The organism is Tepidanaerobacter sp. EBM-49 (assembly GCF_001896645.1).
GTDB classification, from domain to species: domain Bacteria; phylum Bacillota; class Thermosediminibacteria; order Thermosediminibacterales; family Tepidanaerobacteraceae; genus Tepidanaerobacter; species Tepidanaerobacter syntrophicus.
In genome coordinates this window covers 81,961-94,782 of sequence record NZ_MPPE01000005.1, presented here as the reverse complement: position 1 = coordinate 94,782, position 12,822 = coordinate 81,961, and the positions used below count along the sequence as shown (strand labels likewise).

At 38.1% G+C, this 12,822-nt stretch carries 15 protein-coding genes; 14 read left to right on the top strand and 1 reads right to left on the bottom strand.

Annotated features, from left to right (window positions below; all coding sequences use genetic code 11):
• The first annotated feature begins 24 nt into the window (after positions 1-24).
• Positions 25-426, top strand: a complete 402-nt coding sequence (locus BUE08_RS01175; RefSeq protein ID WP_059033665.1) for an Asp23/Gls24 family envelope stress response protein — start codon at positions 25-27, stop codon at positions 424-426.
• Between the two features lie 96 nt (positions 427-522).
• Here the strand turns inward: BUE08_RS01175 and BUE08_RS01170 are convergent, their stop codons facing one another.
• Entirely contained in the window at positions 523-1,941 is a 1,419-nt protein-coding gene (locus BUE08_RS01170; protein ID WP_286680146.1) for a PIG-L deacetylase family protein, read from the bottom strand.
• A gap of 155 nt (positions 1,942-2,096) precedes the next feature.
• Here BUE08_RS01170 and BUE08_RS01165 point away from each other — a divergent pair, with 155 nt between their 5' ends.
• The 13 genes from BUE08_RS01165 (at position 2,097) to BUE08_RS01105 (ending at position 12,773) form a co-directional block, all read left to right on the top strand.
• Entirely contained in the window at positions 2,097-2,486 is a 390-nt protein-coding gene (locus BUE08_RS01165) for a NusG domain II-containing protein (RefSeq protein ID WP_286680145.1), read from the top strand.
• Between the two features lie 39 nt (positions 2,487-2,525).
• Complete coding sequence (locus tag BUE08_RS01160) at positions 2,526-3,029, top strand: Gx transporter family protein (RefSeq protein WP_059033672.1); 504 nt, start codon at positions 2,526-2,528, stop codon at positions 3,027-3,029.
• Between the two features lie 41 nt (positions 3,030-3,070).
• On the top strand, positions 3,071-3,322 hold the full coding sequence (locus BUE08_RS01155) for a DUF4321 domain-containing protein (RefSeq protein ID WP_286680144.1): 252 nt from the start codon (positions 3,071-3,073) through the stop codon (positions 3,320-3,322).
• Positions 3,323-3,334: 12 nt separating this feature from the next.
• Positions 3,335-3,913, top strand: coding sequence for a Maf family protein (locus BUE08_RS01150; protein WP_213951110.1), 579 nt, complete (start codon positions 3,335-3,337; stop codon positions 3,911-3,913).
• Positions 3,914-3,953: 40 nt separating this feature from the next.
• Positions 3,954-4,634, top strand: coding sequence for a RadC family protein (gene radC, locus BUE08_RS01145; protein WP_059034313.1), 681 nt, complete (start codon positions 3,954-3,956; stop codon positions 4,632-4,634).
• Positions 4,635-4,679: 45 nt separating this feature from the next.
• On the top strand, positions 4,680-5,711 hold the full coding sequence (locus BUE08_RS01140) for a rod shape-determining protein (protein ID WP_213951111.1): 1,032 nt from the start codon (positions 4,680-4,682) through the stop codon (positions 5,709-5,711).
• A gap of 8 nt (positions 5,712-5,719) precedes the next feature.
• Positions 5,720-6,568: a rod shape-determining protein MreC gene (gene mreC / locus BUE08_RS01135; RefSeq protein WP_286680174.1), complete on the top strand. Its 849-nt coding sequence runs from the start codon at positions 5,720-5,722 to the stop codon at positions 6,566-6,568.
• Positions 6,565-7,068 carry a rod shape-determining protein MreD gene (gene mreD, locus BUE08_RS01130; RefSeq protein WP_213995768.1) on the top strand — a complete coding sequence of 168 codons (504 nt, stop codon included), beginning with the start codon at positions 6,565-6,567 and terminating at the stop codon, positions 7,066-7,068. The genes mreC and mreD overlap by 4 nt, the downstream gene beginning before the upstream one ends.
• 15 nt (positions 7,069-7,083) lie before the next feature.
• The gene (mrdA, locus tag BUE08_RS01125) at positions 7,084-9,159 is read left to right on the top strand and encodes a penicillin-binding protein 2 (protein WP_059033684.1); all 2,076 of its coding nucleotides are present in this window, start codon (positions 7,084-7,086) and stop codon (positions 9,157-9,159) included.
• Positions 9,160-9,258: 99 nt separating this feature from the next.
• Positions 9,259-9,858 (top strand): septum site-determining protein MinC, encoded by a 600-nt coding sequence (minC, locus tag BUE08_RS01120; RefSeq protein ID WP_059033685.1) that lies wholly within the window; start codon positions 9,259-9,261, stop codon positions 9,856-9,858.
• Between the two features lie 25 nt (positions 9,859-9,883).
• On the top strand, positions 9,884-10,696 hold the full coding sequence (minD, locus tag BUE08_RS01115) for a septum site-determining protein MinD (protein WP_059033687.1): 813 nt from the start codon (positions 9,884-9,886) through the stop codon (positions 10,694-10,696).
• Between the two features lie 17 nt (positions 10,697-10,713).
• On the top strand, positions 10,714-10,995 hold the full coding sequence (gene minE, locus BUE08_RS01110) for a cell division topological specificity factor MinE (RefSeq protein WP_059034315.1): 282 nt from the start codon (positions 10,714-10,716) through the stop codon (positions 10,993-10,995).
• Between the two features lie 14 nt (positions 10,996-11,009).
• Positions 11,010-12,773 carry a cell division FtsA domain-containing protein gene (locus BUE08_RS01105; RefSeq protein ID WP_286680143.1) on the top strand — a complete coding sequence of 588 codons (1,764 nt, stop codon included), beginning with the start codon at positions 11,010-11,012 and terminating at the stop codon, positions 12,771-12,773.
• Positions 12,774-12,822 lie beyond the last annotated feature (49 nt).

Sequence of the window (12,822 nt, the reverse complement as noted above, 5' to 3'; positions counted from 1 at the left end):
ATAATAACGAGGAGGCTTGGTAGTGTGAGTGGGAAAACATTTATCAATGAATCAGTTTTTGTGGAAATAGCAAAAGAAGCTATGCGTGAAGTCGAGGAAGTTTACAAACAAGGTAAAAAAGGCGGGTTAGCAGGTTTCACTCAGATGTTCGACAGGTTCACGCCACAAATATCAGTAAAGAAAACAGATCCTAGCGAACTAGAAGAAGGACCCGGCAGTGTTTCTTTTGAAGTAAGATTTTCTGTTATGTACGGCGTTAAAATTCCTGAAGTGGCAGAAAAGACAAGACAGAAGATTATCAGCGAAGTAGAGGCCTTAACAGGATATAAAGTAGAAAAAGTTGACTTAATAGTAGAGAAAATTGTAAGACCTGAGGAAATTCAGCAAGAAAAACCTGAAGAAGGAAAATTAGGAGAGCAAATATAATAAGAATAAAGGAAGAGATGGGAACCGAAAGGTTCCCATCTAAAATTTATCCTAAAGAGTTAAACAATTTTTCATATTTAGCTTGCGCAGCTGATTTTACTTTTCAAGCTTATAAATATTCCAAGGTACTTTATCTGTTAAGTTATTTTTATATATTACATTTGCTCCCATAAATATATATCTTAAGCTCTCTTCTTGAGGTATTTTTACCTTTATCCAGAGAGTGTTTTTATTTATTATAGGATGATCTGTAATCACAGATTCTACGATTGAATTCGAAGCCTTTCTTACTTGTCTGAGCTTGCCATTAACTAAGGATAAATCAATCCTTTTTATACCTTTCTCGTAAAATAGCCTTAACTCAAAATTGTAAAGTACCTTATCTGAAATAGGTCCTAAGGATTCTAAACCAAGATACAGATCGTTATTGTATGTAAAAGCTGTAAATTTTACTATGTCTGCACTTTTGTGAATCCTTTGGTTTAACAGGCCTCCTCCATTCATAACAATGAGAGGATGAGATATGTTCATTGGTGACAAATTGGGTTTGGAAGTTTCCTTAGGCACGATTATGGGAGCCTTTACTGCAAAAAGCTCATTTTTTCTAACAAATGTCAGCAGAAATGGTGCCGTAACTTTCATTTGTGATTTGTATTGCCTAATTGCCATTTCTTTGTTAAATTCTTCATTTTTATCCAGTGGTAAGCTTTGCCATGATGTATTACTGCTTTTAAGGTCTGAAGGAGGCAATAATGACTCATGCTTGTTTGAAACCATAAACCACGGAGAAGGCCAGTGAGGATAGTTGACGAGAAACATGTGTTCCTTTACCTTTAGATTCAGTGCATTAATGGTATATCGCGTAAAATTGCTTACTCCCCAATGATCAGGATGCATATCGTCTGCCATCGGATAGTATATATCTGTAGGCTTAAATGAAGCCATTATCTCTGCTAGGCAGTTTTCTAAATTTTGCCCTGTATATGCAATTTTAGGCTTGTATACATTACTATATGGAGAATATGCAACTTGCGTTCCACCACTGACTCGTGGCTTTCCATTGTCCCAATAATCGCTCCATAAAAATCTTATGCTCCCATCGGCAAATCCAAGAAATATTAAGTCTTCTTTAGGAAGACCAAGTTTTGCCATTGCCGACATACTTTCTTTTTGACGCTCCAGCCCCAATTCATAAAAGTCATGGGGCATAGGGTTTTCGTTATCAGTAAATGCAATTGCAGACATTTTTGAGCTTTCTCCATCAGTTACAATTATGACCTTAATAGGTCTTTTTAAGTTAACAGCTTTTTGAATAATGCCGGCTGTTCCAAGAGATTCATCATCAGGATGAGGTACTATAATAAGGATTCTTTGTCCAGGATCAGTATTTTGTACGATATCAACTTTTGCGGAAGATACTAAGGGTACAGCTTCTGCTTTTGCGATTGGAAGTAATGTCATTACGAATATCAATAATAATATAACTGAATAATTTCTTGATTTTTTGAATATCATCTCAATTGTGTCCCCTGACTATTTATAATTTTGTTGTATAAATTATTATAACAAATTTACAAACCTTGATACATCCATTTTCCCCTTGTTTTAGATGGAATAAAATGTTACACTAAGCATATGAAATATACGGATTTGAACGAGTAGGGATTACCTTGATTACAAAAGGCGACAAAATACTTATTTGCGTTGTATTGCTCTTGTCATTTTTACTACTCGCAGCTTTCCAAATATTTGGTTTTGCAGCAGAGAAAACTTATGCTGTAATCGAGGTAAACGGGAAGCTATTTCAGAAAATCTTGCTTGGTGAAAATGGTTCTAACTTCAAACTGACTGTTCCTGCAAGAAATCATAAGAGTATAGTTGAAGTGGACAAAGATAAAGTACGTATTATATATTCAGACTGCCCTGACCAGGATTGTGTAAGGCAAGGGTGGATTAGCCGTCCTGGCCAAATTATTGTATGCCTTCCAAATAAGATAGTGATTAAAATAGTCAATGGCAATACCGGACATGACAATGATATAGATGGTGTAAGCTTTTGAACAAGTGACACAAATTTTATAAGAGGAATGAACCTGATAATGAAAAAAAGTTACAAGATGGTTTTTCTATCACTGCTTGTAACCATAGGCATAGTGCTGCACATTTTTGAAAATATGCTGCCATTACCGTTTCCGATACCAGGTGCAAAGTTAGGCCTTGCAAATATTATATCGCTTTTGGCAATAGTGCTTTATGGTTATAAAGATGGTCTTGTTGTTTGCGTATTGCGATGCATTTTAGGTGCGGCTCTTTCCGGCTCATTTTCTAGTTTACTTTACAGCTTAAGCGGAGGGATTTTAAGCACTATAATTATGGCAGGAGCATACAAATATTTTAAAAATATATTCAGCCTGGTTGGAATAAGTATCCTAGGTGCTGTCACTCATAATTTTGTACAAATTACCGTAGCAGCGATTGTCCTTTCTACTTTTGGACTTTACATTTATCTGCCGTATTTAATGATATTGGGCCTTATTATGGGCCTGTTTACAGGACTTGCAGCTGATTTTGTACGGCGCAGTCTTCCCGCATTTTTTTATTAGAATATTTTATTATGATATAACGATGAAAGGGCAGGTAATAAATGAAAAGAAATCGCTATAATCCCTCGATTCTAATCATTGTTTTACTAGTAGGGCTTCTTGCCGGTGGAGCTTTAGGCCAAGCATTAAACGATACCGTTCCTATTCTAAACAAAGGGATTCATGTAGGCCTTTCGACCACCAACCTAAACTTAGGCGTTATAAGTATTGTTTTTGGTTTTGATATAGCGCTTAGTTTGGCAGTGGCAATAGGTCTTATTGTTGCAATTATTTTGTATCAACAGATGCAATAAAGGAGTTTAAAGATGTTAAAAAGTTTAATTCTAGCGTCTGCATCTCCCAGGAGGCAGGAGCTATTAAATCAAATAGGCTTAAAATTTATTACAGATCCAAGCGATATAGATGAAGATATGCCGGCTACAGCTGATTTTGGAAATTTAGTAGCAGAGCTTGCTCTTAGGAAAGCCTTGGCTGTCAGTGGAAAATATGAAAACGGGATAATAATAGGTGCTGACACGATAGTAGTTTTAGATAATGAAATCTTCGGTAAACCTGCTGACAGAAGTTGTGCAAGAAAAATGCTGAGTCGCTTAAGTGGCTGCTGGCACAGTGTTTTTACTGGGGTTGCTTTAGTAGATGCAGCTACCAATCATAGCATAAATCAATTTGAAGAAAGCCAAGTCAAATTTAAAAATCTTACTGAATCAGAAATTCAAAACTACATAGATTCCGGTGAACCTATGGATAAAGCAGGAGCTTATGGCATCCAGGGAAAAGGAGCGCTTTTTGTGGAAAAAATTTGCGGCGATTATTACAATATAGTGGGCTTGCCGCTGTTTAGATTAAATAATATGCTCAAATCTTTTGGAATAAATTTACTATAATAGGTTATAATAGGAGGTCAAACCCTTGGGTAATGATGTCATGATAAAGAATTTGCCGCCTGAAGAACGCCCACGGGAACGTTTATTGAAGTATGGGGCTAAAGCGCTAAGTAATGCCGAGCTTTTAGCTGTTTTGATAAGAACAGGAACTCGCCATGAATCCGCACTGGATGTGGCACATAATATATTACAAGGCGATATGGGCAAAAGCGGGCTTGACTATGTTGTTGATGCTAGCGTAGAGGAACTTTCGAAAATAAGAGGAATAGGAAAAGCCAAAGCCATTCAAATAAAAGCAGCAGTTGAACTGGGCAGAAGAATATCTTCTCATAAACGCAAAGAAAAATTTACTATAATGACTGCTCTAGATGTAAAGTATTTACTTATGGAAGAGATGAGATTTCTTGAAAAAGAGCATTTTAGAGCGATATTGCTAGATGTAAAAAATCACGTTATATCCGTAGAGGAAATCTCAGTTGGGACTTTAAATTCTTCAATTGTACATCCCAGGGAAGTTTTTAAACCTGCAATAAGAAGAAGCAGCGCTTCTATTCTTTTGGTGCACAATCACCCAAGCGGAGATCCAACACCTAGCAAAGAGGATATTGAAATTACTAAAAGATTGGTAGACGCCGGAATGATTTTAGGCATAAATGTCCTAGATCACATAATAATCGGCAATGATTCTATTTTTAGTTTAAGGGAACGAAATCTAATGTAAAAACTTGAAAGACTATGTTTGTGTAAGAAGGAAAGGGGAAAATGAATGGGTTTTTTTAGCATATTTTCAAATGATCTCGGAATTGATTTAGGTTCGGCAAATACTTTAGTATATGTAAAAGGTGCAGGCATTGTTATAAACGAACCTTCTGTAGTTGCAATCCAGCGTGACAGCGGAGCGGTTTTAGCCGTAGGAGAGGAAGCCAAACTAATGATTGGCCGCACGCCCGGTAATATAGCTGCTATAAGACCTATGAGAGATGGGGTTATAGCTGATTTTGACATAACAGAGAATATGTTAAGATACTTTATTGCAAAAGCACTTAAAAGCAGGCACTTCATTAAACCAAGAGTAGTGGTAGGCATACCTTCGGGAGTTACTGAAGTCGAAAAAAGAGCCGTAATCGATGCTACGCTTCAAGCAGGTGCTCGTGAGGCTTATTTGATAGAAGAACCTATGGCGGCTGCAATAGGTGCAGGCCTTGAGGTATATGAGCCGGCAGGAAATATGATTGTCGATATAGGAGGGGGCACGACCGAGGTTGCAGTCATTTCACTTGGGGGCATTGTTACCAGCAGATCTATACGCATAGGCGGCAACGAGATGGATGAAGCTATTTCCTATTATGTCAAAAAAGAGTATAATCTTATGATAGGCGAGCGCACAGCAGAAGAAATTAAAATAGAAATTGGTTCTGCCGTATTAGATAAAGATATAGAGAATATGAGCGTGCGCGGACGCGACTTAGTAACCGGTCTGCCCAAAACGATTTCAATAACTGCAAAAGAAATCAATGGTGCATTAGAAGAAACCGTAAATAGTATTATTGATGCAATTAAGACAACCCTTGAAAAAACTCCACCTGAACTTGCAGCTGATATAATGGACCGGGGGATAGTTATGACCGGCGGCGGTTCTCTGCTTACAGGCCTAGACAAAAAAGTAAATCAAGAAACCGGTATGCCTGTTCATATTGCCGATGAACCGATGAATTGTGTAGTTATGGGAACGGGTAAAGTTTTAGAAGAATTGGATACACTGAAACGCGTATTGATTTCACCTAAAAAAGTAGGTTAAAGGTTGTGGTGTTCTTGCGACACTTGTCTAGTAATCGAAAGTGGCTTATATGGATTTTAGCGTTAATTATGTTAGTTGCTATGATTAGCATAACACTGCAGAAGAATGATGTTTTTAGGGCTATAGAAAATCCTATATTGACTTTCCTTAGCCCTATCCAAAAAGCGCTTTCGACAGCCGGATTTAGTATAAAGGAAAAAATCGAATTCATACCGCAAATTTTCCAACTAAAAGAAGAAAATGAAGCTTTAAAGAAGCAGGTAGCAGAATTACAGCGCTATAAGCAAAATCTTCTAGAATATCAACGGGAAAATGAAGACTTGCGAAAACTGCTGGGCCTGAAAGAGAAAAACCTTCAATTTGACCTTGAAACAGCTGAAGTAATAGGGAGAGACTCTGACGATTGGTTTAATATCATACTAATCGACAAAGGGAAAAACCAGGGTATAGATAAAGACATGGCGGTTATTACAAATGACGGACTAGTTGGCTGCATTATAAGCGCTACTGCAAACACCTCTAAAGTTATGCTTATCACTGATGAGCGAAGTGCTGTAAGCGCTATGCTTCAGAGAACGCGGGATAATGGAATAGTAAGAGGAAGCATAAACGAAGTACAAAAAGGCTATTTGGAAATGGATTTTTTATCTAAGGATGCTAATATAGCAAAAGGCGATATAGTAATTTCTTCCGGTTTTGGGGGGATAATTCCAAAAGGTATTGTTGTAGGTGAGATTGTCGAAGCTCAAAAGGAATCACATCAGCTTACTCAGTACGCCATAATAAAACCTGCCGCAGATTTGCTAAAACTTGAATGGGTTTTTGTTGTTAAAAGCGAAAAGGGGGCTGCCCAATGAGAACTTTAGTGTATGGTTTGCTAATTATTGTTCTTACTGTTATTCAGGCAACCTTTTCAAACTTATTCGGAGCTTATACAAGCGGCCTTAATCTGCCGCTAATTTTTGCTTTTTGTCTTTCGATGGTAAAAAATGAAAGATCAGGTTTTACAGCAGGCTTTATAAGTGGATTTTTACAAGATGCGCTTTTTGGAACTTTTATAGGCATGAATACAATAGCAACTTCAGTGTCGGCTTACATTGTAGGTCTTAGTTCTAAAAACCTCTATAAAGGTAGAGCGGTTATAACTATGATGTTAGTCTTTATAGGCTCTGTCATTTTTAAGTTTATTTTTGTAGTTATTGCTCTTTTTACCGGCCAGTTGACAAGTTCTCCCCAATATATAATGTCGGCAGTTATTTTGCCGCCTTTCGCGAATATGATCATATCTCCTTTAATTTACTTATTGACTTATAGAATAGAAGACTTTTTTGACTTCTACTTTAATCTAAAATACTAATCTTGAGGGATTTTTATGGACGTAAAAAAACTCCAAAAACGTCTAAATATTATACTTGGCGCCGCTCTAGTAATTTTTTTAGTGCTTTTAATAAGCCTCTCTAATCTTCAAATAATAAAAGGCGATGAATATGAGAAACTTGCGGAAGAAAATAGAATTAGAATTATTCCAATAACGGCACCGCGGGGAATTTTCAGAGACCGGTATGGCAGAGAATTAGTAAATAACCGGCCGAGTTTTACGGTTTCATATATGAGCATAAAAGCTGAGGAGTCTGAACAAGAAGAAGTTTTTAAGACTTTAAGAGAAATTCTGGATATTCCTCTTTATACTGATATATCAAATCAAGAATATACTGTTAGTAAAGATGGCGAAATATTTCTGAGTAAATTGCCGGTGGGAGACGCTGACGGCAATGGAAAAATTGATACCTCGGATATTACAGTGATAGATGGAGAAAATGGAGAAAAAATTCCAATAAATAAAGCAGATTTAAACACAGGAAAGCTCGTAATCGATAAACCTGCCGGAACCCGGCTTCTTGTGTCATACAAATATGACACATTAAAGAACAAGGTTAGGGGTCAAGGCTATAAGCCTGCAAGACTCAAGACAGACGTAGATTTTCAGACTATCGCTGAAATAGAAGAACGCCGCCTTCCTGGAGTAGTTATAGAAGTAGAGCCTTTAAGGAACTATGTTTATGGAAATACAGCATCTCATGTTTTTGGCTATGTAGGAGAGATAAGCCAAGAAGAGTTAGAGGCAGACAAAGACGGTACTTACCGCCCTGGGGATGTAGTAGGTAAAATGGGCTTGGAAAAAGTGCTTGAACCCTATTTAAAAGGCACAGATGGCGGCCAACAAGTAGAAGTCAATGCATCCGGAAAACCGATAAAAGTTCTTGGTGAAAAGGCTCCTGCACCCGGTGACTCCGTAAATTTAACTCTTGATATTAAATTGCAGCAGGTTGCTGAAACTGCCCTAAAAGAGCAGTTGATAAAGCTTCAGACAGACAAATATAAACCATATCCAAATGCCAAAAGAGGGGCGGTAGTAGCACTTAATGTAAAAACAGGTGAAGTCTTAGCTATGGCCAGTGTTCCGGATTTTGATCCAAATATGTTTGCAACAGGAATAAGCCAAAAGGAATGGGAAGAAATATCAAAGAATCCACTTAACCCAATGCTGAACCTTGCCATTAGCGGCACATTCCCACCAGGTTCCGTTTTTAAAATGGTTACTGCTACGGCTGCCTTGGAAGAAAAGGTAACTACCGAAAAAGAATATATTAGAGATACAGGTGTTTACTGGACTATTTTGCCGAAGAAGTGCTGGAAGGCAGGGGGCCATGGTCTCGTAAATATGGAAAAAGCTATTGCCCAATCCTGTAATGTATACTTTTATGAAATGGGCCGCAGAGTGGGAATAGATAACCTTGAAAAATATGCAAAAATGTATGGCCTAGGCAGTCTTACAGGAATAGAACTTCCAAATGAAAAAGCAGGAACTGTCGCAAGCCGTGAATACAAGAAAAAAACCTTTAGCAATCCTCAAGATCAAATATGGTACCCTGCCGAGACGCTAGATGCCGCTATCGGCCAGGGATATCAAAGCTTTACACCTATTCAAATTGCAACCTATATTTCGGCTGTTGCAAATGAAGGCTTTTGGATGAAACCTCATTTAATTAAATCCATAGTTGATTCAAACGGCGACACAGTTCTAGAGAAGAACCCAGAGATCGGCGGTAAAGTTGATGATGTTTCGAAGAAGACTTTTGAAATAATCAAAAAAGGCATGCGCGCAGCTGCACTGCCTGGAGGAACAGCTTCAAGCGTTTTTGCAAAATTTCCTATTTCAGTGGCTGCAAAGACCGGTACTGCTGAATGGGATGTAAGAAAAGACCCTCATGGTTGGTTTGTAGCGTTTGCTCCTTATGAAGACCCTGAAATCGCCGTGGCTGTATTTATTGAACAAGCAGGCTCAGGAGGAACTACCGGTGGACCTGTGGCAAAAGCAATATTTGAGGAATACTTTCATCTTAACGATAAGACTGATACAGCGGAAGACTATCTTGTTCAACCGTAACCGGAATCCCAAGATTCTGTTTATTTGCAATCAAAAAAAGGATTTGTTACATTTTTGAAGAATAAAGTAATTAAAGCGCTGCTATTTGGAGGGATTTGCGTGAAAAACGATCCTGTTGTTATTAAGGGAACAAAAGAAGGCATCAGTATAATACTTGATGACAGTTTAGAATTTGATGATTTACAAAAAGCGCTTTACGAAAAACTCAAAAACAGCCGCAATTTTTTTTCTGGAGGAAATGTGCGAATACAAGCAAAAAATCGGAATTTATCAAATGAGGAGTATGAAAAATTGCAAAAATTGTTTACAGATTTTGGAATGAATTTACAAGAAGCCAGCTCTCCTAAGACCATGATATTTCCAAAACCGAATAAAAGCAGGGTTCTTCTGCTGAAAAAGACCATACGCTCAGGGCAAAAAATTGCTTATAACGGGAGTGTGGTTATTTTAGGGGATGCAAACCCCGGCAGCGAAATTATTGCAGCAGGCGATATTCTAGTTATGGGCACTCTTCGCGGTATGGCTCATGCCGGCGCTGATGGAGATAGCAGCGCTGTTGTAACGGCTTTTCGACTAAAACCGACTCAACTGAGAATAGCAGGTGTTATCGCAAGACCTCCGGAAGAACGGGAAGACGGACCTTTGTTTCCTGAAATAGCACGCTTGAAGAATAATGTTATAGTGATAGAACCGCTGTGATTTTAAATAAATGGGAGGGGCATTAATGGGAGAAGTAATAGTTATTACATCTGGAAAAGGCGGTGTAGGGAAAACCACAACAACCGCAAATTTAGGAACCGGCTTTGCACTGTACAAACAAAAACGAGTTGTGATGTTGGATGCCGATATAGGCTTGAGAAATCTTGATGTAGTCATGGGTTTAGAAAATCGCATAGTATACGATCTTGTTGATGCAGCAAATGGAATATGCCGCACAAAACAAGCATTAATAAAAGATAAACGCTTTGAAAACCTTTATCTTCTTCCCGCAGCGCAGACAAAAGACAAAACAGCAGTAAGCCCTGATCAAATGAAGAAAATATGTGAAGAGCTGAAAGAAGATTTTGATTATGTATTAATTGATTGTCCTGCCGGAATTGAACAAGGTTTTAAAAATGCAATTGCAGGTGCAGACAGAGCAATAATTGTTACAACTCCTGAGGTTTCTGCCGTAAGAGATGCCGACAGAATAGTAGGATTGCTGGAAGCAGCAGGCTTTGAAGAGCCAAAACTTATAATAAATCGCTTAAGACCTGATATGATAAAACGCGGCGATATGATGGACGTGGACGACATGATAGATGTTCTAGCCATCGATTTACTTGGAGTTGTGCCTGAAGATGAAAAGATAGTAATTTCCACTAATAAAGGCGAACCTGCAGTGGCCGATGAGACATCTAAGGCAGGGCAGGCCTATAGAAATATAGTTCGACGCCTTGAAGGCGAAGATGTGCCGCTAATTACTGAAGAAAAAACCGAAGCAGGATTTTTAGAAAAACTAAGGCAATTTTTTGGCTTAAAGGCTCACACAAAATAAGAGAGGGTGAGTTTTTGATGGATTTTTTCAAATTTTTCAAGAAAACCAGTAGTTCAAGTAAAGATATTGCGAAAGAGCGATTGCAATTGATATTAGTCCATGATCGCGCCAATGCCTCCCCGGAATTTCTTGAAATGATAAAAGGGCAACTCGTAGATATGATCTCAAACTATATGGAAATTGACAAAGAAGGCATAGAAATTAAACTTACAAGCATGGAAAGTGAAGATAATGTGGAAGTTCCGGCTCTGGTTGCAAATATTCCCATAAAAAAAGTGAAACACTCATCCAAGTTCTAAAGGAGGAAGTTTTTTTGAACGAGGAAAGACAGGAAGTTTTTGCCTTAGACATCGGCACAAGAACCATAGTTGGATTAGTTATGGAATGCCAAGGTAAAACATATAGTATTCTTGCAAATAAGGTTATTGAACATGAGAGCCGTGCGATGTATGACGGCAGAATCCATGATGTGGAAGCTGTATCAAGAAGCGTAAATATAGTAAAGAGCCAGCTGGAAAAAACTCTAAACCGAAAATTAGAAAAAGCCGCGGTGGCAGCAGCCGGAAGAGCGCTCTATACAGTAGAAGCAGCTGCTGAAAGAAAAATTTCGCCTTTTATAGAGATAACAGATAGAGATATTCGCAGCTTAGAGACTGAGGCTTTGTCCAAAGCCATTAAGCTTATAGGAGAAAAAGCAGGCAATTTGGGAAGCTTAGATAATTGCTATTGCGTTGGATTTAGTCCGATAAAATGGTATTTGGAAGATGAACCGCTGGACAGTTTATTAGGACAAAAGGGAAAAAGTATGTCAGTTAAAATTGTAGCTACTTTTCTTCCTCGTGCTGTTGTTGAAAGTATTCTTACTGTTTTGAGCAAATGTAAGTTAGGGTTGGAAAGTTTGACTTTAGAGCCTATTGCGGCAGGCGACGTGGTTATACTGCCGGGAATGAGAAAATTGAATGTGGCTCTTGTTGATATTGGAGCGGGAACTTCGGATATTGCTATATCAAGAGATGGAAGTATATTTGCCTATGGAATGGTTCCAATGGCGGGAGACGAAATTACCGAAAGAATTTGTGAGGAGTTTTTGCTCAGTTTCGAAGAAGGGGAAAGAGTAAAGCGCGAATTATCAAAGCATGGAAAAGTAAAATTTCAAGATATCTTAGGTAGCAAAAGAGAGATCGATTGTGATAAAATAATTGAGGCTGTTAGGCCTACAATAAACGAAATTTCATCAAATATTGCACGCAAAATTTTTGAACTTAACGGTAAAGCTCCTGCCGCAGTCCTACTTGTAGGAGGCGGAAGCCTTATGCCCGGATTGTGCGAAGCAATTGCAGCAAATTTAGAAATTCCAAAAGAAAGAGTCGGTATTAAGGGTCGTGAAAGCCTGACAAATATTTCAGGAGGAGAGGATTTAACAGGACCTTTTTCAATAACGCCCATAGGTATTGCAGTAAACTCAATTAAGGGAGCGCACTTAGCTTCTTATAAAGTTTATGTGGATGACCAACCTGTAAATATTCTTGCACAAAATAACCCTACAGTTCTAAATGCGCTATTGTATGCAGGAAAATCATCGGCGGAAATTTTTGGGCGGCCGGGCATGGCAAAAACTTTTAAACTAAATGGCAAATTAAAAATAATAAAGGGGAAAATGGCAGAACCGGCATCTGTTACTATAAACGGGAAATCAGTAAACTTAAACGAGCCTGTCTATGATGGCGCCGTAATAAATTTCATGCCGGCAAAAGATGGGATTAGTACAAACGCAAAAATTAGAGAATATATTTCAGAAGAAGATAAACTGAGATTGAAAATAAATGGAAGAGATTTTACGATAGATCCGATCATAAAAAACGGTGACACTATAATGAAACCGGAAGATGATATCCCTGATGAAGCGTCGATAACGGTTGAAAAAAGAAAACTAATTTTAAGCGACATTTTTAACCTTATATCCTTTAAACCTGAAGGCATTTCAGGACGGCTAATTATTAAAATCAACGGTATTGATGCAGGATTTGCAGACCCGATACAAGATCAAGATGAGATTGAAATTTACTGGGAACCATAGCAAATCTTGCTGAGAAGTTTACTAATTAACTCAATAGCGGAGGGGTTTG